This is a genomic window from Streptomyces sp. Tu 2975 (assembly GCF_009832925.1).
Lineage (GTDB): Bacteria > Actinomycetota > Actinomycetes > Streptomycetales > Streptomycetaceae > Streptomyces.
The window spans coordinates 3977807-4003533 of sequence record NZ_CP047140.1; the positions used below are offsets into that span (position 1 = coordinate 3977807).

General features: G+C 71.2%; 20 protein-coding genes and 1 pseudogene. 8 read left to right on the forward strand and 13 right to left on the reverse strand.

Going from position 1 to position 25727, the window contains the following annotated elements:
- Nucleotides 1-45 precede the first annotated feature (45 nt).
- Nucleotides 46-1596 carry a protein kinase gene (locus tag GLX30_RS17530; protein ID WP_159689663.1) on the reverse strand — a complete coding sequence of 517 codons (1551 nt, stop codon included), beginning with the start codon at nt 1594-1596 and terminating at the stop codon, nt 46-48.
- Between the two features lie 370 nt (nt 1597-1966).
- Between GLX30_RS17530 and GLX30_RS17535 the strand changes: the two are divergent.
- The 6 genes and pseudogenes from GLX30_RS17535 to GLX30_RS17560 all read left to right on the forward strand — a co-directional run bounded on the left by GLX30_RS17535 (nt 1967) and on the right by GLX30_RS17560 (nt 9714).
- Nucleotides 1967-3564, forward strand: a pseudogene (locus GLX30_RS17535) (protein kinase).
- 184 nt (nt 3565-3748) lie between these two features.
- Nucleotides 3749-4318 carry a hypothetical protein gene (locus tag GLX30_RS17540; protein WP_159689665.1) on the forward strand — a complete coding sequence of 190 codons (570 nt, stop codon included), beginning with the start codon at nt 3749-3751 and terminating at the stop codon, nt 4316-4318.
- Nucleotides 4319-4402: 84 nt separating this feature from the next.
- Nucleotides 4403-5050, forward strand: coding sequence for a PadR family transcriptional regulator (locus tag GLX30_RS17545; RefSeq protein WP_159689668.1), 648 nt, complete (start codon nt 4403-4405; stop codon nt 5048-5050).
- Between the two features lie 354 nt (nt 5051-5404).
- Complete coding sequence (locus GLX30_RS17550) at nt 5405-6166, forward strand: ABC transporter ATP-binding protein (RefSeq protein ID WP_159689671.1); 762 nt, start codon at nt 5405-5407, stop codon at nt 6164-6166.
- Complete coding sequence (locus GLX30_RS17555) at nt 6163-9027, forward strand: FtsX-like permease family protein (RefSeq protein WP_159689673.1); 2865 nt, start codon at nt 6163-6165, stop codon at nt 9025-9027. Before GLX30_RS17550 ends, GLX30_RS17555 begins: the two co-directional genes overlap by 4 nt.
- Nucleotides 9028-9171: 144 nt before the next feature.
- Nucleotides 9172-9714 carry a bacterial proteasome activator family protein gene (locus GLX30_RS17560; RefSeq protein WP_159689676.1) on the forward strand — a complete coding sequence of 181 codons (543 nt, stop codon included), beginning with the start codon at nt 9172-9174 and terminating at the stop codon, nt 9712-9714.
- Nucleotides 9715-9881: 167 nt separating this feature from the next.
- On the opposite strand, the gene GLX30_RS17565 is transcribed toward GLX30_RS17560, so the two are convergent.
- From GLX30_RS17565 to pdhA, 7 genes are all read right to left on the reverse strand, one after another.
- Nucleotides 9882-10871, reverse strand: a complete 990-nt coding sequence (locus tag GLX30_RS17565; RefSeq protein WP_159689679.1) for an NAD(P)H-quinone oxidoreductase — start codon at nt 10869-10871, stop codon at nt 9882-9884.
- Between the two features lie 10 nt (nt 10872-10881).
- Nucleotides 10882-12003 carry a potassium channel family protein gene (locus GLX30_RS17570; RefSeq protein WP_159689681.1) on the reverse strand — a complete coding sequence of 374 codons (1122 nt, stop codon included), beginning with the start codon at nt 12001-12003 and terminating at the stop codon, nt 10882-10884.
- The gene (locus GLX30_RS17575) at nt 11958-13385 is read right to left on the reverse strand and encodes a molybdopterin molybdotransferase MoeA (RefSeq protein WP_244258197.1); all 1428 of its coding nucleotides are present in this window, start codon (nt 13383-13385) and stop codon (nt 11958-11960) included. The genes GLX30_RS17570 and GLX30_RS17575 overlap by 46 nt, the downstream gene beginning before the upstream one ends.
- Nucleotides 13382-14281, reverse strand: a complete 900-nt coding sequence (locus GLX30_RS17580; protein ID WP_159689684.1) for an NTP transferase domain-containing protein — start codon at nt 14279-14281, stop codon at nt 13382-13384. Before GLX30_RS17580 ends, GLX30_RS17575 begins: the two co-directional genes overlap by 4 nt.
- An 88-nt stretch (nt 14282-14369) precedes the next feature.
- Nucleotides 14370-15827 (reverse strand): dihydrolipoamide acetyltransferase family protein, encoded by a 1458-nt coding sequence (locus GLX30_RS17585; protein ID WP_159689687.1) that lies wholly within the window; start codon nt 15825-15827, stop codon nt 14370-14372.
- Nucleotides 15827-16831 (reverse strand): alpha-ketoacid dehydrogenase subunit beta, encoded by a 1005-nt coding sequence (locus tag GLX30_RS17590; RefSeq protein WP_005314791.1) that lies wholly within the window; start codon nt 16829-16831, stop codon nt 15827-15829. The genes GLX30_RS17585 and GLX30_RS17590 overlap by 1 nt, the downstream gene beginning before the upstream one ends.
- The gene (gene pdhA, locus GLX30_RS17595; protein ID WP_159695095.1) at nt 16828-17970 is read right to left on the reverse strand and encodes a pyruvate dehydrogenase (acetyl-transferring) E1 component subunit alpha; all 1143 of its coding nucleotides are present in this window, start codon (nt 17968-17970) and stop codon (nt 16828-16830) included. Before pdhA ends, GLX30_RS17590 begins: the two co-directional genes overlap by 4 nt.
- A gap of 229 nt (nt 17971-18199) precedes the next feature.
- Between pdhA and GLX30_RS17600 the strand changes: the two genes are divergently transcribed.
- On the forward strand, nt 18200-18772 hold the full coding sequence (locus GLX30_RS17600) for an Lrp/AsnC family transcriptional regulator (protein WP_244258467.1): 573 nt from the start codon (nt 18200-18202) through the stop codon (nt 18770-18772).
- Between the two features lie 50 nt (nt 18773-18822).
- Here the strand turns inward: GLX30_RS17600 and GLX30_RS17605 are convergent, their stop codons facing one another.
- Both GLX30_RS17605 and GLX30_RS17610 read right to left on the reverse strand, forming a co-directional pair.
- A complete protein-coding gene (locus GLX30_RS17605; protein WP_159689689.1) occupies nt 18823-19416 on the reverse strand; it encodes a TetR/AcrR family transcriptional regulator in 594 nt (197 codons plus the stop codon).
- Complete coding sequence (locus tag GLX30_RS17610) at nt 19416-20933, reverse strand: 3-hydroxyacyl-CoA dehydrogenase (protein WP_159695096.1); 1518 nt, start codon at nt 20931-20933, stop codon at nt 19416-19418. Before GLX30_RS17610 ends, GLX30_RS17605 begins: the two co-directional genes overlap by 1 nt.
- Before the next feature lie 140 nt (nt 20934-21073).
- Here GLX30_RS17610 and paaN point away from each other — a divergent pair, with 140 nt between their 5' ends.
- A complete protein-coding gene (paaN, locus tag GLX30_RS17615) occupies nt 21074-22750 on the forward strand; it encodes a phenylacetic acid degradation protein PaaN (protein ID WP_159689692.1) in 1677 nt (558 codons plus the stop codon).
- Nucleotides 22751-22882: 132 nt separating this feature from the next.
- Here the strand turns inward: paaN and GLX30_RS17620 are convergent, their stop codons facing one another.
- From GLX30_RS17620 to GLX30_RS17630, 3 genes are read right to left on the reverse strand one after another with little or no spacing between them, the layout of a single operon-like run.
- Entirely contained in the window at nt 22883-23542 is a 660-nt protein-coding gene (locus GLX30_RS17620) for a TrmH family RNA methyltransferase (RefSeq protein ID WP_159689695.1), read from the reverse strand.
- On the reverse strand, nt 23539-24717 hold the full coding sequence (locus tag GLX30_RS17625) for an HTTM domain-containing protein (RefSeq protein WP_244258198.1): 1179 nt from the start codon (nt 24715-24717) through the stop codon (nt 23539-23541). Before GLX30_RS17625 ends, GLX30_RS17620 begins: the two co-directional genes overlap by 4 nt.
- Complete coding sequence (locus GLX30_RS17630; protein ID WP_244258199.1) at nt 24714-25658, reverse strand: DUF5819 family protein; 945 nt, start codon at nt 25656-25658, stop codon at nt 24714-24716. The genes GLX30_RS17625 and GLX30_RS17630 overlap by 4 nt, the downstream gene beginning before the upstream one ends.
- Between the last annotated feature and the right edge of the window lie 69 nt (nt 25659-25727).

Consider the following 25727-nt stretch of genomic DNA (forward strand, 5'->3'; position numbering starts at 1 on the left):
GCGGGTACCGCGAGACCGGCCCCGGGCAGGGCCGGCCTCGCGACGTCACTCGCCGCCGTCGTTGCCCTCCACGGTGCCGCCCCCGCCTTCGGTGGCACCGCCCGTCTCGGTCGGTGGCGGGTCGTCCGTCGGCTCGGTCGGCGTCGGCGTCGTCTGCGTCGGCTTGCCCGTCGGCTCGGTCGGCTTGTCCGTCGGGGACGGCGTCCAGGACGGCGTCGGCTGGGTGCTCGGCGTGAACGACGGCACGTCCGAAGGGGTCCACGACGGCTGCTGGTTGCCGCCCGTGGAGGTGTCGGGCTCGTCCGTCGGCTCGGTCTCCTCCTCGGTCGGCGTCGGCGACTCTTCCGGAGTCGTCGGTGTCTCGGAGACCGTCTTGCCGTCGCCGGGGTTCGTACCGCCCTTGTCGTTCGCCCTGTCGAGCGCGAAGGCGATGCCTACGACCACCGCGACCACGGCGAGAGCCGCGAGCAGCCACACCTTGCCCCGGCCGCCGTTGCCGCCGCGCCGGCCGGCGCCGTAACCGCCGTCGTAGGCCCCGTCGTTCGGGTTCATCGGGGGAAGGATCGGGCCCTGCGAGGTCTCGCCGTGCACGGGGTGCACCGCGGCAGCGCCGGTCATGCCCCGCGCCGGGGTGCCGCCGCCGTCGTAGAGCTGGACCGGGCCGGTGTTCCAGGTGCCGTTGTGGCTGCCCTGCTGCTGCAGCATCTGCAGCCCGTACTGCACCAGGCCGCGCATCTCCTCCGCGCTCTGGAACCGGTCGTCCGGGTCCTTGGCGAGGGAGCGCATGACCAGCCCGTCGAGCTCGGGCGGCACCACGTCGGAGACGTCGGAAGGCGGTACGGGAATGTCCTGCACGTGCTGGTAGACGACCGAGAGCGGCGTCTCACCGGTGAACGGGGGCCGCAGCGCGAGGAGTTCGTACAGCAGGCAGCCCGTCGCGTACAGGTCGGAGCGATGGTCGACGGCCTTGCCCAGCGCCTGCTCGGGGGAGAGGTACTGGGGGGTGCCCATGACCATGCCGGTCTGGGTCATCGTCGACTGGGCGCCGTGCAGTGCGCGCGCGATGCCGAAGTCCATCACCTTGACGGCACCGGAGTTGGTGATGATGACGTTGGCGGGCTTGATGTCGCGGTGCACGATGCCGTGCTGGTGCGAATAGGCGAGGGCCTCGAGGACGCCGGAGACGATGATCAGGGCCTGCTCGGGCGGCGGCGCCTCCGCGTTGACGAGCAGATCGCGGATGGTGCGCCCCTCGACGAGCTCCATCACGATGTAGGGGACCGTCCGGCTGCCCACGACGTCCTCGCCGGAGTCGTAGACGGCCACCACCGCATGGTGGTTGAGGCCGGCGACCGACTGCGCCTCACGGGTGAAGCGGGCCTTGGAGACCGGATCCTCCGCCAGGTCCGGGCGCAGCAGTTTGACGGCGACCGTACGGCCGAGCCGTACGTCCTCCGCCGCGAACACCTCGGCCATGCCGCCGCGGCCGAGACGGTGCGTCAGGCGGTAGCGGCCGTCGCCGACCAGTCCGCCGACACCCCAGGCGTCCGCAGAATCCGGCACTCCGCTGCCGTCTGCTCCGGGTTCGGGTGCCATCAGTCCTCGCCGTCGTATCTGTCCGCGTGCGTACTCTGCCTGCGGGGTGTCATTTCTCGGGATGCTGTGCCACGTCACGCTACAGCCTCGGCGCGGCCGGCCGGTTTTCGAGAGAGACCGGCCATCAAACCCGCTGGGCGCGGACGGGTGCAAATTCCATGCTGTTCCTGTAACGCTTCCGAGACGCTTGTTGTGCGTACGGTCACGGAACGGGCACCTGGCTTGACGTGTCGGACCCCTGCGGCAGACTTGCCCCGTAATACGGGATCACGGTCCAGGTTTCTCGGTCCTCGAGACAAGGATCGGCAAGCAATTGCGAACCATCGCGGACCGGGCCGTCGGGCCACCGCGCCGAGGGGGATGCACAGTCATGAGCCAGGACGGCGCGCAGGGCCGCTATGCGGGTGGTTCCGTGGCGGGCGGCCGGTATCAGCTTCGCGATCTGCTCGGCGAAGGCGGCATGGCCTCCGTCTACCTGGCCTACGACTCCGCGCTGGACCGCCAGGTGGCCATCAAGACGCTCCACACGGAACTCGGGCGCGAGCAGTCGTTCCGCGAGCGGTTCCGGCGTGAGGCGCAGGCCGTCGCCAAGCTGTCCCACACCAACATCGTGTCCGTCTTCGACACCGGCGAGGACGAGCTCGACGGCTCGCTGATGCCGTACATCGTCATGGAGTACGTGGAGGGTCAGCCGCTGGGATCCGTCCTGGCCGCCGACATCCAGCAGTACGGTGCGATGCCCGCCGACAAGGCGCTCAAGGTCACCGCCGACGTGCTCGCGGCCCTCGAGACCAGCCACGAGATGGGCCTGGTCCACCGCGACATCAAGCCCGGCAACGTGATGATGACCAAGCGCGGCATCGTCAAGGTGATGGACTTCGGCATCGCCCGCGCCATGCAGTCGGGCGTCACGTCGATGACGCAGACGGGCATGGTCGTCGGCACCCCGCAGTACCTCTCCCCGAGCAGGCCCTCGGACGCGGTGTGGACGCCCGCTCCGACCTGTACTCGGTCGGGATCATGCTCTTCCAGCTGCTGACCGGCCGGCTGCCGTTCGACGCGGACTCGCCGCTGGCCATCGCGTACGCGCACGTCCAGGAAGAGCCGGTGGCGCCGTCCACCGTCAACCGGTCCGTCACCCCCGCGATGGACGCGCTCGTCGCCCGCGCCCTGAAGAAGAACCCGAACGAGCGTTTCCCGAGCGCCGCGGCCATGCGCGACGAGTGCGCCCGGGTCGCGAGCGCCGGACAGACCGGCGCACCCGTGATCATCAGCGGCGCGCCGGCGAGCAGCGGAGCGGGGGTCGGCTCGGCCGTCTTCCCGCCCCTGGACCAGTCCGCCCCGCCCCCGCAGAGCGGCGTCCAGACGCCCTACCAGCCCGGCCCCTACGGACCGCCCACTCCGGCCCCGGCGCCGCACTACGGCTACCCGACGCCCGCCCCGGCGTACCAGACAGCGGCCCCGGCGGTCTCGACCCCGCCGCCCTACACCATCTCGCCGCAGCCCGCCACGACCGGCGGTGGGGGTGGCAGGCGGAACATGCCGGTGATCGTGGGCGCCATCGCGGTGGCGCTGCTCGCCGTCGGTGGTCTCATCACCGCGATCGCCTTGAACAAGGACGACGATCCCGGCACCGGCGCCGGCGGCGACCCCACGACCGGCGAGTCGCAGGAGGCCGGCTACAAGGGGCCGGAGCGGCAGCGCAAGATCGACAAGACCAAGTGCTCGGACGCGCAGGAGGGCTACGACGACCCGTCCAAGGTCCAGGCGCCCGACTTCGTCTACAAGGACATCCTGTCGGTCAAGGAGTGCGCGCAGGCCGCGGGCTGGAAGGTCAATGTCAAGGACGTGCCCAACGCGCAGTGGGGCGAGGGCGTCGTGGTGACCCAGTTCCCGGGCGCCGACGTCGAGGTGTCGGAAGACGACGCGACGTTCGACCTCGAGGTCTCCACCGGCTATCCGGAGTAGCCCCTCCTGAGCTCCTTCAGGAGCACCGCACGCAGCATACGGCCCGGTACGCGCCCTGCGCACCGGGCCGTCCCCGTACCCGCGGCCGGGACGAACCGGCGCCCGAGATGCCGGGAACAGGGCGTCATGTGACGCTGACTCCGATATGTCGGTGACGACGACTCCGCACGGGAGGGGTCATCCGGTGACTCCAGCGCTGCGCACTCGATGCGCGATCACCGTCGCTTCACTGCTCCTGCTGGCCACTCCGGTCGCCCACGCCGGGGAGCAGCCTCGGGAGACGTCCCCCGAACCTTCCGTCTCCACATCGCTCGCGGGGCGGCAGGCAGGGGAAGGGCGCCAGCGCCCCGGCCGTCGTACGACACCTTCACCGAGCGCGAGCGTGAGCCCTACGGTCGCTCCTTCGGGCAGTCCCGCGGCAGCGGTGTCGCCGTCGAGGACCGGCACCCCTGCGAAGTCTTCGGCGCCGGCTTCGCCCCGGCCGCGTGAGGACGAGCCGTCCCGCTGGGGACGGCACCCGGAGGACACCACTCCGGAGGAGGACGGGGCACCCGAGACGGAGGCGCCCGCCGACGCCTGGAACGCGCCGCCCCCCGGATCCCGCCGGAGCGAGCCCGCCGCCGCCCGCCACCAGGCACCCCGGTCCGCGCCGGTGCCCGTCGCCCACCAGATCTCACCACTCTCCCTGGGCATCGGCATGGCCCTGATGGGCCTCGGTATCGGCTTCCTGGGCATGCGACTGCGCCGCCGCTGACTCCCGCGTCCCTCTCAAGGGGGACACCGTGAGTCCCTCCAGCGACGGTTGCCGCCACGGGCATACTCGGTATACATACTGAGTATGTCCATCAGGCACGGGCTCCTGGCCCTCCTCGAACACGGCCCCCGCTACGGCTCCCAGCTCCGTTCGGAGTTCGAATCGCGTACGGGTGCCACCTGGCCGCTCAACGTGGGCCAGGTCTACACGACCCTCAACCGGCTGGAGCGCGACGGCATGGTCGCGCAGAACGGCGAGGACGAGGCCGGGCACGCCCTGTACGTCATCACGGACGCCGGCCGCTCGGAGCTCAGGAACTGGTTCGAGACCCCGGTGGACCGCAGCAGCCCGCCCCGCGACGAACTGGCCATCAAACTCGCCATGGCGGTCGGCGCCCCGGGGGTGGACATCCGTGCCGTCATCCAGTCCCAGCGCCACCACACGGTGAATGCCATGCAGGACTACACCCGCCTCAAGGCCCAGGCGCTCGCCGCGATCGAGAGCGGGGGGTCCCGGGAGCGGGACGACGTGGCGTGGCTGCTCGTGCTGGAGCAGCTGATCTTCCAGACGGAGGCCGAGGCGCGCTGGCTCGACCACTGTGAGGTGCGGCTGATCAGGCTCTCGGCGGCGGACGGACGGGGAACGGGACCCGCCGCGGCCCCACCCGCCGCCGCGCCGTCGACGCAGGCGCACCCGACCACGGCGGGCGCACGTCCGGCGTGGCCTGATTAGGCCCGCTCCCGGTCGGACCGGATAAACGAGCCGGAAGCATCCGCCACAGAGGCACCGGCCCCCGGTCCGTCGCACGGCCGGCACGTCGAACGGGCCGGCAGCGCCCGTCCGTTCAGGCCACCGTCCCTTCGACGGCCACCAGGCCGGGGCGGGCATCGTGCCGGGGGCCGGACGCCACGCGGGACCGGGCACCAGCTCCGGCCGGCCGCCACAGGCCCCAGGCGAGCACCCGCTCGCACCGCCCGCTCAGCCGCAGCTCGCGGCCCACAGAACCGAATCGGCCCACGCGGCCGACCACTCACCTCTCCGTACACCCGCTCGTGTGTACGCGCCCGACCAAGGGGGACTTCACCTATGTCCGAACAGCTGTCACAGCAGCCTCAGCCTGCACAACAACCGGTGCTTCAACTTCAGCAGTTGACGCGTGTGCACGGCAGCGGCGCCACCGAGGTGCACGCCCTGCGCGGTATCAATCTCGATGTCTTCCCCGGTGAACTCGTCGCCGTCATGGGCCCGTCGGGCTCCGGCAAGTCGACGCTGCTGACCATCGCGGGTGGCCTCGACGCGCCGACGTCCGGGCGGGTGATCGTCGAGAACACCGACATCACGACCGCCGGCCGCAAGACGCTCGCCGCTCTGCGCCGGCGCAGCATCGGCTACGTCTTCCAGGACTACAACCTCATCCCGGCGCTCACCGCCGCCGAGAACGTCGCCCTGCCGCGCGAGCTCGACGGCGTCTCCGCCCGGAAGGCCCGTGGTGAAGCCGTCGCCGCTCTTGAGGAGATGGACCTCGGACACCTCGCCGACCGCTTCCCCGACGAGATGTCGGGCGGCCAGCAGCAGCGGGTTGCCATCGCGCGAGCGCTCGTCGGTGACCGTCGACTCGTGCTCGCCGACGAGCCGACCGGTGCCCTGGACTCGGAGACCGGTGAGTCCGTGCTCGCCCTGCTGCGCTCCCGCTGCGACGCCGGCGCCGCCGGCATCCTGGTCACCCACGAGCCGCGCTTCGCCGCCTGGGCCGACCGCGTGGTGTTCCTGCGCGACGGCGCGGTCGTCGACCAGACCGTGCGCAGCCAGGCGGACTCCCTGCTCTCCGGCCAGGCGGCCGAGCTGTGATCACCTGGTACCACTCCTGGCGCGCCGCGATCCGGATCGCGCGCCGTGACGCCTGGCGCTCGAAGGGCCGCAGCTTCCTGGTCCTGGCCATGATCGCCCTGCCCATCCTCGGCGTGAGCGCCGCGGACCTCACCGTCCGCAGTGCGGAACTCTCCACCGAGCAGGGTCTCGAGCGCTCTCTAGGTGCCGCCGACGGCAGGATCTCCGACCCGGGTCTGGGCGGCGTACCGATCATGCAGTCCCCGGACGCCAACAGCTACAACCCGATCGGCGACTTCGACGGCAAGCCGTGGCCCGAGGGCAATGCGGACATCACCAAGGCCCTGCCCGCAGGCGCGAAGACACTGAAGGACACGGTCGGTTCCGCCAAGCTCCGCACGACACACGGTCTGCTGCACACGGAGATCCGTGAACTGAACGCCTCCGACCCCATGGCCGAGGGCATCCTGGCCTTGGTCAGCGGCCGGCTCCCGCAGAAGCCCGACGAGGTCGCCGCGACCACGCACTTCCTCGAGAGCAGCGGCCTCAAGGTGGGCTCCACGCTCACCGCTCGGGGATTCGACCGCGCGTACCGCATCGTCGGCTCGTACGAACTTCCCGACGCGTTGGACACGGACCAGGTCAACGCCCTGCCGGGTGCCATGCTCGCGCCGCTCGACAAGGCACTGGAAACGGCGGGACTGTCCGGGACGTCGCCCTCCACGACGCTGCTGGCGACCGTCCCCGGTGGTTTCACGTGGAACATGGTCAAGGACATCAACACCAAGGGTGTGACGGTCGAATCACGGGCCGTGGCACTGAACCCGCCGGCCGACTCCGAGGTGCCGCTCTTCCAGGAGGAGGGCTGGGGGAACTTCGAGGAGAGCACGGCCGCCAAGGCGGCGGCGCTCGCCGCTGTCGGTACTGTCGTCGGCCTCGCCATGCTGGAGATCTGCCTGCTGGCCGGCCCTGCCTTCGCCGTGGGCGCCCGGCGCTCCCGCCGCCAGCTCGGCCTGGTGGGAGCCAACGGCGGCGACCGGCGGCACATCCGGGCCATCGTTCTCGGTGGCGGTCTGGTGATCGGCGTCGCGGCGGCTGTCGTGGGCACGGTCCTCGGACTGGCCCTGACCTACCTGCTGCAGCCGCTGCTTGAGGACTACCTGGGGAAGCGCTTCGGCCACTTCGACGTCCGGCCGCTCGAGCTGCTGGGTATCGCGCTGCTCGCCGTGCTGACCGGTCTGCTGGCCGCCGTCGTACCCGCCGTCACCGCGTCGCGGCAGACCGTCCTGGCCTCGCTCACCGGCCGCCGCGGCGTCCGTCGCAGCAGCCGTGTCCTGCCGGTCATCGGCCTGATCGCGGTGGCCCTGGGTGCCTCGATCGCGCTCTACGGGTCGACGATGACCGACCAGTTCGCGATAGTCGCCGGCGGCAGTGCCCTGGCCGAGCTGGGAGTGGTCGCGCTGACTCCCGCTCTTGTTGGCCTGTTCGGCCGGATCGGCCGGATCCTGCCGCTGTCCCCCCGGCTCGCCCTGCGCGACGCCGTACGCAACCGGGGACGCACGGCTCCCGCGGTCGCCGCGGTGCTGGCCGCCGTCGCGGGCACGGTGGCCGTCGCCACCTACGCCGCGAGCGCCGATGCCGAGGGAGCCGCCCAGTACCAGGCACAGCTGCCGCACGGCGCCGTCTCCATGACGATCGACGAGGGCGGCGGGCGTGACGTGCCGGGCGTGCGCAGCACCGTGCAGAAGCTGCTGCCCGTGGACGTGCGGGCGGACGTCGACCGGATCTCCGTGGGGAGGGCCGGCTGCGGGATCTACGACAGTGGGAAGGGCTGCGGCCGCTACGAGATCATCGTGCCCAAGGCCAACGAATGCCCGCTGTGGGCCGTGGACCCGGCGCACCCCGACCAGGACCCGTCGGCGAAGTTCAGCAAGGCGGAGCGCCGCAAGCTGGCCGAGGACTGGCGCTGCAAGGCCGGTGACGGCGGCGGTGCCTACGTCGACGGTGGCGTCACCGTCGCGGACGCCAAGCTGCTCAAGGTGCTCGGCATCGAGGATCCGGCCGCCGAGAAGGCCCTGGCGGCCGGGCAGATCGTCGCCTTCGACAAGCGCAACGTCGACAGCAAGGGCAAGATCGGCATCCGGTTGATCACCGACATCGAGGCCGCCGACAGGGCCGTCGAGGAGGGCCGGCAGCCCCCGGGCGAGATCAAGACCTTCACCGCTCATATGGCTGACGCGAAATCGAACTCGTACGGCCTCTCCACGCTGCTCTCGCCCGCCGCGGCGAAGTCGGCGGGGCTGACCACTGTGCCGCTCGGCGCGTACTTCTCCACGGACAAGATGCCGAGCACCGAGCAGCGGCAGCGGCTCGACGGCGAACTGGACAAGACGGGCGCCGAGGTCAACCTTCACATCGAGGAGGGCTACACCAGCGACAACAGCATCATCCTGCTGGCGCTGACGGTGTTCGCCGGTCTGATCACGATCGGCGCGGCGGGCATCGCCACCGGACTGGCCCAGGCGGACGCAGAGGCCGACCTGAAGACCCTCGCCGCCGTCGGAGCCCCGCCGCGGGTCCGCAGGACGCTCAGCGGCTTCCAGTGCGGCGTGGTGGCCGCGATGGGCGTGGTCCTCGGCTCGGCGGCCGGCGTGCTGCCCGCGATCGGGCTGAGGCTCACCGAGGAGCGCCGGCAGCGGGCCTGGTACGAGCAGGCTCTGGACGAGGGCTGGGGCGGCCTGGACTCGGTGCCGTACGTCCCGATCGTCGTGCCGTGGGAGACGCTGGCCGCTCTGCTGGTCGCCGTTCCGGTGGGCGCCGCCCTCCTGGCGGCCCTTGTCACCCGCTCCCGGGGCGCGCTCGCCAGGCGCGAGGCCGCCTGATCGCGCCCCCACGGCATCCGGTGCCGACCGGGTAAACCTGTTCCGACAGGTCGATGTCCAGCAGTTTTGTGCCCCGTAGGAGGGTGGATCACCCTCCTACGGGGGCACACGTCTGGGTACGCGCATGTACGAGAGAATGGCGGCATGGAGATGCCGAGGAATGAACGGTCGCAGGAGAGCCCACACGTCCTCGTCGTGGGACAGGACGGGATGGCCCTCAGCCATGGTGACGGTGACAACGAGTCGCGCGAGGTCCCGGTGACGGAAATGGTCGAACAGCCGGCGAAGGTCATGCGCATCGGCAGCATGATCAAGCAGCTGCTCGAGGAAGTACGGGCAGCTCCTCTCGACGAGGCGAGCCGAGTCCGGCTCAAGGAGATCCACGCCGGTTCGGTCAAGGAACTGGAGGACGGGCTCGCACCGGAGCTCGTGGAGGAACTGGAGCGCCTTTCCCTGCCGTTCACGGACGACGCGATCCCGTCCGAGGCGGAACTGCGGATCGCGCAGGCCCAGTTGGTGGGCTGGCTCGAGGGTCTTTTCCACGGGATCCAGACTGCGCTGTTCGCCCAGCAGATGGCCGCGCGGGCGCAGTTGGAGCAGATGCGGCGCGCGCTGCCGCCCGGTGCGTCCAACGAGGAGGACGAGGGCGGTCAGCACGGCGCCATCCGCTCCGGCCCGTACCTCTGAGCCCGGCACGTACGCCTGGCCCGGTCTCCGGGTTAGGCGCATACGCCTGGCCCGGTCTCCGGTCCCGGCCATGACGGCTGGTCCGGTCCTGCACGAGAGCCCGGCCACCTTTCGGCGGCCGGGCCCTCGTCGTGTGTCTGTCTGACTCCCGCTGACCGGGCGGTGGTTCAGGCCTGACCGGGCGCGATCAGCAGGACCTTGCCCACGTGCTCCCCGGACTCCAGCGCGCGGTGGCCTTCCGATGCGTCCACGAGCGGGACCTTGCGGTCCACGACGGCGTGCACACGTCCCCCACCGATCAGGGGCCAGACGTGTTCGCGCACGGCGGCCACGATCGCCGCCTTCTCGCCCAGGGGCCTGCCGCGCAGCGATGTGGCGGTGACAGCGGCACGCTTGCGCAGGAGGGCGCCGAGGTTCAACTCGCCCTTGACGCCGCCCTGGAGGCCGATGACGGCGAGCCGGCCGTTGACCGCCAGCGCTTTCACGTTCCGGTCGAGGTACTTCGCGCCGACGATGTCGAGGATGACGTCGGCGCCCGCTCCGCCGGTGGCCTTCCCGATCTCCTCGACGAAGTCCTGCTCGCGGTAGTCGATCAGGATGTCCGCTCCCAGTTCGGCGCAGCGCGCCAGCTTCTCGGGGCTGCCCGCGGTGACAGCGACCCGCGCGCCCACCGCCTTGGCCAGCTGCACGGCCATGGTGCCGATCCCGCTCGCACCACCGTGGACGAGAAGCGTCTCGCCGGGACGCAGGTGGGCGATCATGAACACGTTCGACCACACCGTCGCCGTCACCTCGGGCAGCGCGGCGGCCGTGAGCAGGTCCATGCCGTCCGGCACGGGCAGCAACTGCCCCGCGGGCACGGCCACCTTCTCCGCGTAGCCGCCGCCCGCCAGCAGCGCGCAGACCTCGTCGCCGACGGCCCAGCCGGAGACACCTGGTCCCACGGCCGAGATCCGGCCGGAACACTCGAGGCCGGGGTACGGGGAAGAGCCCGGCGGGGGGTCGTAGAAACCCTGCCGCTGCAGCAGATCTGCGCGGTTCACCGCGCTCGCTGCGACATCGACGAGGACTTCCCCCTCGCCGGGCACCGGATCGGGGACTTCCGCCCAGACCAGGGCTTCGGGACCGCCGGGCTCAGGAATCGTGATCGCATACATGGCGGCGAGGCTACTCGGACGAGTTGAGTGCGGAACCGTTCTGGGCGCGCACGATGGTGATGAGCCGGTCGGTGAGTTGCAGCGGACTCGCGGCGGGGTCGTCGTATCCCAGCAGCCGGTGGCCGCGCAGCACGGACACGACCAGGTCCTCCGTCTCACGGACACTGCGGCCCACTTCGGCCTTTATCACCGGCCGCTCGATCAGATCCAGGCCGCTGCCCTGCTGGATCAGGTCCTCCATCACCGTTCCCGCGCTGGGGCTCAGGACGGACAGGCCGAGCAGTCGGCCGGCCGCGCCGGAGCTGGTGATCACTGCGTCCGCCCCGGACTGGCGCAGCAGCGGAGCGTTCTCCTCCTCCCGGACCGCTGCGACGATCTTGGCGCCGCGGTTGAGCTGGCGGGCGGTGAGGGTGACCAGGACCGCGGTGTCGTCCCTCTGGGGTGCGATCACGATCTGCCGCGCCTTCTGCAACTCGGCACGGATCAGGACGTCACTGCGCGTCGCGTCGCCGACGACGCCGACGAATCCCTCCGCGTTGGCGGCTTCGATCACCTTGGCGCTCGGGTCGACGATGACGATCTGGTCCTTCCTCAGCCCTGTGGCACAGAGCGTCTGCATCGCCGATCGTCCCTTCGTGCCGAAGCCGACGATGACCGTGTGCTCACGCAAGTTGGACCTCCAGCGGTTCAGCCGCCACTCCTCCCGGGTGCGTTCCGTGAGGACCTCGAGAGTGGTGCCGACCAGGATGATGAGGAAGAGAACGCGGAGCGGCGTGATCAGCAGCACATTGGTGAGCCGTGCCCCGTCGCTGTACGGAACGATGTCTCCGTAGCCAGTGGTGGAGAGGGTGACCGTGGCGTAGTAGACGGCATCGAGGAACGTGACGGAATCGTCCGAGTTGTCGTGGTAGCCGGCGCGGTCGGTCCAGACGATGAACACCGTGATGGCGAGCACCATCAGTGCCATCAGCAGCCGCTTGCTCACCTGACGCAGCGGGCGCTCGACGATTCGCCGGGGCAGCTTCACACGGCCGCTGACGAGGTGCTCGTCCGCGTGCCGGGCCATGGCGTCCTGGCCGGGAAGTTTCACGTGAAACACCTTCCCGCGTCCGAGGGAGTCCAAGGCGCCCAAGTGGTCCAGGGCAGGTCGAGAACCTCCAGCTCGTCACCGGCTCTCGCGCCCCCCGGCGGGATGACGGCGAGCCCGTCCGCGGCCGCGACGCCTCGGAGCATCGCCGGGCCGTTGTAGTGCAGGGGGACCAACTGGTCGTCCCGGTGCACGACGGGTACGAGCCGGGTGTCGTGCGGGTGGCCGTGCACCTCGTCCTTCACCGGGGCGCTGTACGGCGCGGGAGCGGGCCGGCCCGCGAGGCCACGCAGCAGCGGCTCGGCCAGCGTCAGAAGACCGGACACGGCGGCCAGGGGATTGCCCGGCAGGCCCACCAGGTACTTCCCCGGAGCAAGCCGCGCCAGCAGCATCGGGTGGCCGGGCCGTACGGCGACCTGGTCGACCAGCAGCTCCCCCCCCGCCTTCCGCAGGACCGGATGGACATGGTCGACGGGGCCTGCTGCCGTACCGCCGGTGGTGACGACGACGTCCGCCTCTGAGGTGGTGACCGCCCGGTGGAGGGCCTCCGCGTCGTCGCCGAGACGGCGTGTGGCCAGTACTTCCGCGCCGAGGGCACGCAGCCACGGGCCGATCATCGGCCCGAGGGCGTCACGGATCAGGCCGTCGTGGGGGAGGGAGGAGGTGAGCAGCTCGTCGCCCAGCACGAGGATCTCCACGCGAGGGCGGGCGAACGCGACCAGCTCGTCGTACCCCGCGGCCGCTGCGAGCCCGAGCACCGGTGGTGTCACCACGGCCAGGGCCGGCAGCAGTCGGTCACCCGTCCGGCACTCCTGGCCACGGGGCCGGATGTCCTGTCCGGGGACCACCTCACGATCGGCATGGAGCTGGTGCGCGGCAGGGTCCACCCGGGCGTGCTCGCTGCGGATGACGGCGGTGGTCTCCGGTGGGATGCGCGCTCCGGTGGCGATCCGTACCGCCGTGCCGTCGGGCAGCGGCCCGCTGTCGCCGTGGCCGGCGAGGATCGAGTCGTCACCCTGGAGCCTCCAGGGCCCCGGGCCCGCGACCGCCCAGCCGTCCATGGCGGAGGTGTCGAAGGAGGGAAGGTCGCACAGCGCCGTGAGCGGCTCGGCGAGCACCTGGCCCAGGGCCTCGCCCAGCGGCACGCGGTGGGTCCGGGGGGCGGCGGGGTGGCCGGCCTGTGCGGCCCGGGTCCGTGCCGCGGGCCATGCGGCGGCACGGCCGCGATGCGGGCCGGGGGCGTGCCCGGCGGAAGGGGACGGGTCGGCGGCCGGGCCGGTTCGGTCACCCGGCCTCGGACCGACCAGGGCCAGGGCTTCGTCGACACCGTCCAGGTCGCCCGTGTCGGGCGGGGGAGCGCCGGGGGAGGGAACCGGCGGCTGCTCGTTGCCGGCCGCTGCCGCGGCCTGGCTATCGTGACCGGTCATCGGGCTGCGTCACCACCGCTCGCGCCCGGTGCCGGCTCGTCCGGCCGGGCGCTCTGGTCCGCCTCCGCCGCCCAGCGTGCAGCCAGCGCGGCCGCCTTGCGGGCAGCCTCCACGACAGCCTCAGGTCCACCCTCTGCCTTGGCCGCCGCGTAGCCCACCAGGAAGGTGGTCAGCGGTGCGGCGGGGCGCGCGACGCCGTGGGCGGCGTCGCGGGCGAGGTCGAGAAGGACATGGGTGTCGACGTCCAGCTCGATGCCGAGCTCGTCCTTGACTGCGTTGATCCATTCGTCCAGCACGTTCACATGCTCCCTGATGCGGGCCCGGGCTGTTGAGATGTCCTCCCAGGTGTCGCAGTCGAAGGACGCGAGGGGGTCGGTCTCGATCCGGGCCAGGTCCAGTTCCCGGGTCAGTAGACGCAGCGGCAACCCGGAAAGGCTCCCGTACTCGGCCGCGAGGAGAGCAAGTTCACGTCGGAGGGGCTCGGCGCGGTAAGCGGCCACCAGGGGCTGATCACGGCCGTCGGCGTCGGTCAGCACGACTCCTTCGCCGTCCCGCGCGTCGAGCCCGTCGACCAGTCGGCGCACCGTCCCCTCACGGAGGAACGGGAGATCGGCCGAGAGCACGAGGAGTGACGCGGCCGAGGTGTGCCGCACGCCGGCGTCGAGCGCGGCCAGCGGGCCGCCGCCCGGGGGCTCCTCGCGCGCCCACACGACAGGGCGCGCGGTGGGCCTGCGCCCGCCGACGACCACGGTGCGGCCGGCGTCGCGGCAGGCCGCCAGAACACGGTCGAGCAGGGCCCGCCCGCCCACGCTCACCGCCGGCTTGTCCGCCCCGCCCAGCCGCTTGGCGGCACCTCCGGCGAGCACGATGGCGTCGTACGCGGTAGTCGCGGTCATTCCTGAAGTATGGTCCGCGATCCTGTGGGCGGGGAGGCCCGGTTCGATCTCTCTTCCGCCGCGGGCCCTCCGCGGCCCTGCCTGCTCCCTAGAGGGTGCGGAGCAGCACCGACGGGTGCTCCACACAATCGGCGACGTAGCGCAGGAATCCTCCCGCGGTGCCGCCGTCGCAGACCCGGTGGTCGAACGTGAGCGAGAGCTGGACGACCTGCCGGACGGCCAGTTCGCCCTGGTGCACCCACGGCTTCGGCACGATCCTGCCGACGCCGAGCATCGCGGCTTCGGGGTGGTTGATGATCGGCGTGGATCCGTCCACACCGAACACTCCGTAATTGTTCAGCGTGAACGTGCCGCCGGTCAGGTCCGCCGGGGTGAGCGCCCCTTGGCGGGCTGTCTCTGTGAGCCTGGCGAACTCGGCCGTCAGCGACTCGGCCGAGCGCTTGTGGGCATCCTTCACGACCGGAACGACCAGGCCACGGTCGGTCTGCGCCGCGAAACCGAGATGGACCCCGGGCAGCCGCACGATCTCCCGGGCGTCCATGTCCACCGTGGAGTTGAGCTCGGGGTGGCGCTCCAGGGCGGCCGTGCAGATGCGGGCCAGCAGCGCCAGCAGCGAGATCTTGGGTCCGCCCGCGGCGTTCATCGCCGCTCGTGCGGCCATCAGTTCGGTCGCGTCGGCGTCGACCCAGCAAGTGGCGTCCGGGATCTCCCGGCGGCTGCGGGACAGCTTGTCGGCCACCGCGCCGCGTACCCCACGCAGCGGGACGCGCTCGCCCTGCGCCTTGCCGGCCGTCGTCGCGGCAGCGGTCGTCGCGGGGACCGTCTCGGGAGCACGCAGTGCACGCTCGACGTCGGCCCGCAGGATCAGGCCGTCGGGACCCGAGCCGGTGAGCGACCGCAGATCCACGTCGTGCTCGCGTGCGAGCTTGCGGACCAAGGGAGAGATGACGGCCACTGGACCGTCCTGCGCCACGGCGGTGGCGCCATGGACCTGGCCCGGTGCGACGGCGGACCTCCCACCGGCCGTGGTGGACGACCGGACCTGCGCCGGAGCCGGCGCCCCTGCCGTGTCCTCCGTCGTCCTGCCGGCCCGACCGGACCCGTGCGCCTGCTCCCCGACGGGAACCGTCGGGGCCGTCGGCCGGATACGGCGTCGCCGCGCCGCGGGAGCGCCCGTCCCGTAGCCGACCAATACGTTGCCGGACGACTCCGCGGTGTCCCCGGACGACGGGGACGCTTCCGGACGCGTGGTCGCCGCGCCACCACCGGCGACGGAGGCGTCCGCGCCGGTGGTCTCCGTCGCTCCTACCGCCACGGTGATCAGCGGTGCGCCGACGGGCAGCTCCGTGCCCTCCTCGCCGAAGCGGGCGGTCACCACACCGCCGTACGGGCAGGGCACTTCCACCATGGCCTTGGCCGTCTCGACCTCGACGACAGGCTGGTCGATCGCGACCACGTCGCCGACCGAGACCAGCCAGCGGACGATCTCCGCCTCGGTGAGCCCTTCCCCGAGATCGGGAAGCTTGAATTCGAGCACCTGAGCCATCAGCTCGCCGCCTCCCACTGCAGCCGCGCCACCGCGTCCAGTACGCGGTCCACTCCCGGCAGATGATGCCGCTCCAGCATCGGCGGCGGATACGGGATGTCGAAACCGGCGACCCGGAGGACCGGCGCCTCCAGATGGTGGAAGCAACGCTCGGTCACCCTGGCCGCGATCTCTCCGCCTGGGCCGCCGAACCCGGTCGACTCATGGACGACGACCGCCCGGCCGGTGCGCCGCACCGACGCGCAGACCGTCTCGTCGTCGAACGGCACCAGGGAACGCAGGTCGACGACCTCCAGGTCCCAGCCCTCCGCCGCCGCGGCCTGCGCCGCCTCCATGCACACCGGCACGGAGGGTCCGTAGGTGATGAGCGTGGCGCTGCGCCCGGAGCGGCGCACGACGGCACGCCCGATCGGCTCCACGGCGGCCGGGGCCTCCGGCGACCACTCCGCCTTGGACCAGTACAGCCGCTTGGGCTCGAGGAAGACGACAGGGTCGTCGGAGGCGATGGAGGCACGGAGCAGTCCGTACGCGTCCTCGACCGTGGCCGGGGTGACGACGTGCAGGCCCGGGGTCGCCATGTAGTACGCCTCGGAGGAGTCGCTGTGGTGCTCGACACCGCCGATCCCGCCGCCGTACGGCACCCGCACGGTGATCGGCATCGGCATGCCGCCCTTCGTGCGGTTGCGCATGCGGGCGACATGGCTGATGAGCTGCTCGAACGCCGGATAGGCGAAAGCGTCGAACTGCATCTCCACGACCGGCCGCAGTCCGTACATCGCCATGCCGACGGCGGTACCGAGAATGCCCGCCTCGGCCAGCGGAGTGTCCGTGCAGCGGTCCTCGCCGAACTCCTTGGCGAGGCCGTCCGTGACCCGGAAGACGCCGCCGAGCGTGCCGACGTCCTCCCCCATGACATGGACGGTCGGGTCCTCGGCCATCGCGTCGCGCATCGCGCGCTGCAGGGCCTGGGCCATGGTTGCGGGCTTCACCGCGGCCGTGGTCATCGTGCCTCTTCCTCAGCGTCCAGCTCGGCCCGGAGCAGCGCGGCCTGCTCACGCAGCTGCGTGGTCTGCCGGGCGTAGACGTGCTCGAAAAGATCCATCGGGTTCAGCACCGGGTCGGCGTTCATCCGCTCCCGGAGATCGGCCGCCATGGTCTCCGCCGCCTCGGCGGCGGCCTGCCTGGTCCCGTCGTCGAGCAGTCCCCGCTCGGTCAGCTCCCGCTCGAGGAGCTGGATCGGGTCGTGCGCGCGCCAGGTCTCGACCTCGCTGTCCGCGCGGTAGCGGGTGGCGTCGTCCGCGTTGGTGTGGGCGTCCATGCGATACGTGACCGCCTCGATCAGGGTGGGTCCGCCGCCGCGACGTGCGCGGGCAACGGCCTGGCCGAGCACCTCGTGCACCGCGACCGCGTCGTTGCCGTCGACGAGCCGGCCCGGCATGCCGTAACCGACGGCCTTGTGGGCGAGGGAGGGTGCAGCGGTCTGCTTGGCCAGCGGAACGGAGATCGCGAAGCCGTTGTTCTGCACGAGGAAGACCACCGGCGCGTTCCACACGGCGGCGAAGTTCAGCGCCTCGTGGAAGTCGCCCTCGCTGGTGCCGCCGTCACCGACCATGGCCAGCGCCACGACGTCGTCGCCCTTGAGCCGGGCGGCGTGCGCGAGTCCCACCGCGTGGGGGAGCTGCGTGGCCAGCGGGGTGCACAGCGGCGCGACACGGTGCTCGTGCGGGTCGTATCCGGTGTGCCAGTCGCCGCGCAGCAGCGTCAGGGCCTGGACCGGGTCCAGGCCGCGGGCCACGGCCGCGAGGGTGTCGCGGTAGCTCGGGAAGAGCCAGTCCCGCTCCTCGAGCGCGAGCGCGGCACCGACCTCGCAGGCCTCCTGCCCGGTGCTCGACGGGTAGACGGCGAGCCGGCCCTGCTTGGTGAGCGCGGTGGCCTGCGCGTTGTACCTGCGGCCACGCACCAGCTCCGCGTAGAGCCGGAGCAGTAGCTCGGGGTCGGCGGAGGCGGCGGCTTCCGTGCCGAGCACGCGGTACGGCTCGGGATCGGGGAGCAGCGGCGCAGGGTCGGTGCGTGGCTGCCACGCCGGGGGCGGTGTGGGCCGGTAGGCGGCGGCAGCGGAACCGGGCAGCTCCTGGACCGTCATGCTGCTCTTTCTCAACGCGAGCACCTCCTCGTGGGAGCGACGACGAAAGCGATGAAGAAAACAGGGCGGCGGCGCACGGGTGTGTGGCGCGCCTCACCTACCGATTGTTCGGTCGTGGACGCATTTTGGCTACAGGCGCGGGCAGCCTGTGGACAAACGGTTCTCCACAGCATGAGATGGAGACAGGTCGTCCAGGCTAGGAAGGCGGGGGGACATGGCAACTGAACAAATGGCCGACGGCGGGGACCGCACAGGGCAGAGCCCTCCGCCGCGCCCGCTGGACGCCATCGACCGCGACATCCTGCGCATGCTCCAGACGGACGGGCGCGCCTCCATACGCTCCGTCGCCGACCGGGTGCACGTGTCCCGCGCCAACGCGTACGCCCGGATCAACCGGCTGATCGACGACGGCGTGATCCGCGGTTTCAGCGCGCGGGTGAACCACGAGCGGGCGGGCCAGGGGGCCTCGGCCTACATCACCCTCAAGATCGTGCAGAACTCGTGGCGGACGGTCAGGGAACAGCTGCAGGCGCTCCCGGGCGCCGCCCACATCGCGCTCGTCAGCGGAGACTTCGACGTCCTTCTGCTGGTGCACACGCCTGACAACCGCACCTTGCGTGAGCTGGTCCTGACCAGGCTCCAGTCCATCCCGGAGGTGCTGTCGACCCGGACGCTGCTGGTGTTCGAGGAGACGGACCTCGACCCCGGCCCCGGCCCGGCTCCCGGTTCCGGTCCGGCTCCCGGCCCCGGCCCGGCTCCCGGTTCCGGGGCGACGGCGGGCCTGGACGCCGATCCGCTCTGACGGGCCCGCCCGGAACCCGCCTGTGTCGCTCCCCCGGGTGGCCGGACGGATCAGGAGTCCGTGCGCAGCCCGTCGAAGGCGAGTTGCACGACCGTCTCCGCCACCTGGTCGGCGTCGTAGCCGCCGCCCGGATGCGGGCGGTACCACTCGACCAGGGAGTTCACCATGCCGAAGAGCAGCCGCGTCGCCAGCCGGATGTCGACGTCGGCGCGAAGGTCGCCGTCCGCCGCGGCCGCCTTCAGCAGGTCCGCGACGCGCTGGTCGAACTCGCGGCGCCGCTCGAGCGCCCAGCGTTCGGTCTTCGTGTTCCCTCTGACGCGCAGCAGCAGGGTCACGTAGGGCAGTTCAACCACCAGCACCTCGACGGTCCGCCGGGTGACGTACTCCACCCGCTCGATGGCGCGGCCCCGCCGGGCGCCGTTCTCGTCGAGGATCGCGAACAAGGAGTCCAGCGCCCGGCTGACGGCCCTGCGCAGCAACTCCTCCTTGCCCGCGACGTGGTGGTAGATCGACGATTTGGAGATACCGGCCGCCTTCGACAGGTGCTCCATGGACGTACCGTCGTAGCCACGCTCGTTGAAGATCCGCACCGCGACCGTCAGCAGCGTCTCCGGCGTGTACGCGTCGCGCCTGGCCGTGGTCATCAGCTGCCCGCCTCGTCGTTGTCGGCGCAGGCGCGGCGAGCGGTCGCCAGGGACGGTGCGTAACGGCCGGTGGGGTAGCGCTCGTGAAGGGCGTCGAGCAGCGCACGCACCCGCTGGAAGCCGAGCTTCTCGCCCCACTCCAGCGGTCCGGCCGGGTAGTTGACGCCGAGCTTCATCGCGGTGTCGATGTCCGGGCCGGAAGCGACACCGCGGTCGACCGCGTCGGCAGCGAAGTCCGCCAGCATCGCCACCGTACGTGCGACGATCATGCCGGGTACGTCTCCGATCAGCGAGACGTCCTTGCCGAGGGCCTGGAAGAGGCCGACGGCCTCCGCCACCGCGCCGGGCATGTTCCTGAGCGTGCTCTCGGAGGTGGAAAGGGCGATACGCGTCGCCTTCTCGTAGTCGAGGGCGAGGTCGAAGTAGACGATCCCGTCGTCGAACTCGAACGACGTCTCCCCGTCCACCAGGCCGAGCTCCGCGCCGCCGGGGAGGGATATGCAGCCGTCGCCCTCCCCGCGGTGGACGGTGATTCCGGCCCGCTCGATCAGTTCCGCCAACGGCTCCGCGGGTCCGAGGTCGCCTTGCACGACCACGCTCGTGGGGGCCGCGGCGGGCGGCTGGGTCTGCGGTCGGGGGCGCTCGGCGCCCTGTGCGTACGAGAACCAGCCGTGCCCGGACTTGCGGCCGTGGCGGCCCGACTCGACGAGCCGGCGCTGTGCCAGCGACGGCGTGAACTTGGGGCTCTGGAAGAAGGAGTCCCAGACGGAACGGGTGACCGCTTCATTGACGTCCTGGCCGATCAGATCGGTCAGCTCGAACGCCCCCATCCGGAATCCGCCGCACTCGCGCAGCACCGCGTCGATGGTGGCGGGGTCGGCGCCACGCTCCTCGTGGACGGCGAACGCCTCCGCGTAGAAGGGGCGCGCGATGCGGTTGACGATGAAGCCGGGCGTGTCCGCGCAGCGCACGGGGGTCTTGCCCCAGGCGGCGGCGGTGGCCAGGGCCCGTTCGGCCGCCGCCTCGTCGGTCGCGTGGCCGCTGACGACCTCGACGAGGGGGAGGAGGGGCGCCGGATTGAAGAAGTGCAGTCCGACGAAGCGGCCTGGTCTGCGCAGCGCGCCGGCGACGGCCGTGACGGAAAGGGAGGACGTGTTGGTGGCGAGGAGGCAATCGTCGGCGACGGTCTTCTCCAGCGCCGTGAACAGCTCCTGTTTGACCGTGAGCTGTTCCAGGACGGCCTCGACGACGAGTGCCGCGTCGGCGAGCTCCGAGATGTCCGTGGCGGGGAGCAGCCGGCCGCGGGCGGCGTCGCGTTCCGCGGGCGTCATCCGCCCCTTCTCGACGAGCCGGTCCAGGCGCCCGCCGATCGTCTCCGCCGCCTCTTGGGCCCGGCCGGGAACGGCGTCGTGGAGACGTACGGGGTGGCCGGCGACCAGGGCCACCTGCGCGATCCCCTGGCCCATGGTTCCGGTGCCGACGACGGCGACGGTGCGGCTCGTGCCGATCGCGGTCATGGAGTCGATGGCGGTCATGGAGGCGATCCTCCCCGATGAGTTGTCCACAGGTTCGACAGGCCCCCTTGTACCGACCGATCGTTCGGTTACTCTAACTCTGTCATCACTCCCCTGCCCAGCTCGACGAGGAGTTGGTCCGCATGCAGCTGACCGAGACCCACCGGCCCACGCTCGACCAGGCCCTCGAGACGATCCGTACGCGGGCGTACTGGTCTCCGCACCCCGAGCATCCCAAGGCCTACGGCGAGAGCGCGCCCGCCGACGGCCTGGCCGCCTTCGAGGCGCTTCGGGGCTCCCGTTTCGACCTGGACCAGCCGGGCACCGACGGCTGGACCGGAGGCGAGGTCTCTCCGTACGGACCGGAGCTGGGGATCGAGTATCCGCACCCGGACCTGGACGTGCTGCTGCCCGCGATGCGCGCCGGGACGGCGGGCTGGCGCGAGGCCGGCCCCGAGACGCGTGCGCTCGTCTGCCTGGAGATCCTCTCCCGGATCAGCGCCCGCACCCATGAGTTCGCGCACGCGGTGATGCACACCAGCGGGCAGGCCTTCATGATGGCGTTCCAGGCCGGCGGCCCGCACGCCCAGGACCGTGGTTTGGAGGCCGTGGCGTACGCGTACGCGGAGCAGACCCGCACCCCCGCCGCCGCGGACTGGTCCAAGCCCCAGGGCAAGCGCGACCCGCTGCAGCTGCGGAAGACGTTCACGACCACCGGACGCGGCATCGCGCTGGTGATCGGCTGCAACACCTTCCCGACGTGGAACGGCTACCCGGGCCTGTTCGCCTCTTTGGCCACGGGCAACCCGGTCCTGGTGAAGCCGCACCCCCGTGCCGTGCTCCCGCTGGCCCTCACCGTGAAGGTGGCCCGCGAGGTGCTCGCCGAGGCCGGCTTCGACCCGAACCTGGTCTGCCTCGCCGTCGAGCGCCCGGACGAGGGCATCGCGAAGATCCTGGCGACGCGCCCCGAAATCAAGATCATCGACTACACCGGCTCCACCGCCTTCGGCGACTGGCTGGAGGCCAACGCCCGTCAGGCGCAGGTCTACACGGAGAAGGCCGGCGTCAACACGATCGTCATCGACTCCACCGACGACTACAAGGGAATGCTGTCCAACCTGGCCTTCTCGCTGTCCCTGTACAGCGGCCAGATGTGCACCACCCCGCAGAACGTACTGATCCCCAGGGACGGCATCACCACCGAGTCGGGCCCCAAGAGCTACGACGAGGTGGCCGCGGACCTGGCGGCCGCCGTGGGCGGTCTTCTCGGCGACGACGCCCGGGCGAACGCGCTGCTGGGCGCCCTGGTCAACCCCGATGTGAAGGCGCGGCTGGAGGCGGCGGCCGACCTGGGCGAGGTGGCCCTCGAGTCGCGGGAGGTGCCCAACCCCGACTTCCCGGGCGCGACGGTACGGACCCCCGTGATCGTGAAGCTCGACGGCGCCCGTAAGTACTGGGAGTCGGCGGACACCGAGCCCGCGTATCTCTCCGAGTGCTTCGGCCCGGTCTCCTTCGCGGTGGCCGTGGACTCCACGGCCGACGCCCTTGATCTCCTGCGCCGCACGGTCCGTGAGAAGGGTGCGATGACGGTCGGGGCGTACACCACGTCCGCGGAGACCGAGCGCGCGATCGAAGATGTCTGTTTCGAGGAGTCGGCGCAGCTCTCGTTGAACCTGACCGGCGGGGTGTACGTCAACCAGACCGCCGCGTTCTCCGACTTCCACGGCTCCGGCGGCAACCCCGCCGCGAACGCGGCCCTGTGCGACGCCGCGTTCGTCGCCAACCGGTTCCGTGTGGTGGAGGTCCGCCGCCAGGCCTGACGTGCACGGGACTGCGGGGGCACACCCCGCAGTCCCTCACGGGCGGGGCCGCGCTCCGCCGCGCAGGCCTCGGCGGACGGGCAGGTCGCCCTCCTAAGGGGTTTCTTCTCCCCAGTTCACGGGGAGCCACGGTCATTCCTGCGGAGTCGGTACATCGGCGTACCGCTGCACCCACGCGTGCATCGCGATGGCCGCCGCCGCACCCGCGTTGATGGAGCGCGTCGAACCGAACTGCGCGATCGAGCACACGATGGACGCGTGCTTGCGGGCCTCCTCGGTGAGCCCCGGGCCCTCCTGGCCGAAGAGAAGCACACATCGGCGCGGCAGCTCCGTCCGCTCGATGGGCACGGCTCCCGGCAGATTGTCTATCCCGATGATCGGCAGGTCCTCGGCGGCCGCCCACTCGGTCAGCGAGGCGGTGTCCGAATGGTGCCGCACATGCTGGTACCGGTCGGTGACCATCGCGCCGCGCCTGTTCCAGCGCCGGCGTCCGACGATGTGGATCTCCCTGGCCAGGAACGCGTTGGCGGTGCGCACCACGGAGCCGATGTTGAAGTCGTGACCCCAGTTCTCCACGGCCACATGGAACCCGTGCCTGCGGGTGTCCAGGTCGGCGACGATCGCCTCGCGGGTCCAGTAGCGGTACCGGTCCACGACGTTGCGTCGGTCGCCCGCGGCCAGCAGCTCGGGGTCGTAACGCTCGCCCTGCGGCCAGGGCAGCGGGTGGGGGCCGACGCCGACCTCGGGGGCGTAGCCCTCGTCGTACTGCAGCGGTTCTTCGGTGGTGCTCACCCGACGAGCGTACGGGGCTGTTCCTCGCTCCTGCGTCGCAGCTGGGACGGAATGGCGCTGCCGGCCAGCAGCCGGTCCCGTCTGCGCACCACCAAGGCGCCCAGTCCGACCAGGAAGCCTGTGGGCAGGAACACGGCGTCCGCCGCGATCATCGCCAGCGAGAAGAACGGCAGCCCCAGCAGTACCGCGATGCCGGCGTGCTCGAGCATCATGATCACCAACAGCACGTTCTTGACACGCCGGTTGAACAGCGTGAAGGGGAAGGCCACCTGCACGATGACGGTGCCGTAGGTGAGCAGCATGACCACCATGCCGCCGGAGGCGAGGAGCCCGGAGAGCGCCGGCCATGGAGCGAAGTAGTCGAGCTTGAGCGGGTAGTACAGCGCGGTGCCGTCCTGCCAGCGTGAGCCCTGGATCTTGTACCAGCCGGCGGTCGCGTAGATCACGCAGACCTCGGCCATGATCACGGCGAGGGCGGCGTTGTGGACGAGGTTCGCCAGGACGTCCAGCAAGGTGCGGGGCTCGCTGTCCGGCGCGTGGCGGTTCACGGCCCACCACAGGCCCTGTGCCGTCCACACGCCCCAGAACAGGACCGTGATCCATGGGTCCCCGCCGGCTCTGCCCACGAGCGTGCCCACGAAGAGCATGGCGCCGAGTACGGACCACAGGACCGGACCCGTCCGGTCCTTCGCGGAGGGGCGTGCCGCTCGCCGCGCGTCCAGGGACCAGACCTGCGCGCAGCGCGTCATCACCAGGTAGACGGCCATGAGGTGGACGACATTGTCGCCGCCGTCACCCACAAAGATGGACCGGTTCTGCAGGGACAGCACACCGATCATGAACAGCACGGACACGGCGCGGGTGCGCCAGCCGAGCACCATCAGCAGGCTGGACAGCACTCCGACGCCGTAGACAAATTCGAACCAGATGGTGCTGTCGGACCACAGGAGCGCGCTGAACGCGTCGTTGTCCGCGATCAGCTCCTTGCCCATTTCCCAGCTCCACGGACCGTCGGGTCCGTAGAGGTCGTGTCTGTTGGGGAACTCGGACAGCAGGAACAGCAGCCAGGTCGCACCGAACCCGATCCGGACGACGGCGCTCTGGTACGGGCCGAGGGCCGTGGCGGTGACGCGCTGGACGGCGCGGGCGAGCGAGCGCTCCTGGGCCGGCTTCACCGCGCCGCCTCCGTCCGGCCGCCGGCGCGGTCCTTGTTGTCGACGCCCGCGGGCAGATCGGCCGCGGTGACCGTCCACCACGGCAGCTCGCGGTGGACGGGCCGGGTGTCGACCTTCTCGTCGCTCCACCGGGGAGCCTCGATCGATCTCGTCGAGGCGCGGAGCTGGATGCGCTCGACGGGACCACCGAGGTCGTGCCGCTCGAGGCGCAGCATGACGATGCGGCGGATGTAGCTCTCCGAGAGCCGGCCGCGCAGACCGCTGGGACTGTCACCGGTGTCGTGGGAGCCCACGTAGAAGTCCCAGGCCCTGCGGAGCTGGTTCTGGTGGAGGTGGCTGGGAAGAGGATTGCCGCGGATCTCCGCCCCGTCCTCGGCGGACAGGTCGATCCAGTCGCTCGTGCGGCGGCTGCCGTCGCCGGCCGTGTACCGGGCCCGCACCTGAACGGCGATGTTCTGCTGGAGCGGATTGGGCGCGAAGAGTTTCCAGTTCTGCTCGAACTCGGGATAGACCCAGGTGTCCACCACCTCTCCGTGCTGCTTCGTCACGGTGTTGGACGGGGCAACGTGGAGGAAGACCATCGCCAGGTGGGTGCATGCGACTGCCGCGATCAGCGCGAGCGAGACCGCTGCCGCCACCTGGTACGGGAGGGACAGCCCGGCCATTCCTCCGCCGGGGGCAGCTTGCTCGGAGGGAGCCGGGACGGCGACGGAGGCGTCTGCGATGCCCTGCGGACCGGGAGGTTCCACAGGGCCTGCGGGGCCAGGAACACGCCCCTGGCCTGCGGAGATGCCAAGAGGAGGCTGGAGCCGGGCTATCGGCCAGCTCTCTCGGAGGTCGTCCGGACGGCCACCTTCCGGATGTCGGTCGGGGGGAAGCGGAGGGGGCTCGGCGCCCGGAAATCCGGCGCCCTTGCCTTCCTCGCCCTCGTGAGAGTCCATCCCCGCCCCGATCCCCGTCGGTCACCTCGGTTATCCACAGGGTTGACACCCTACGGGCCGTCGACCGAC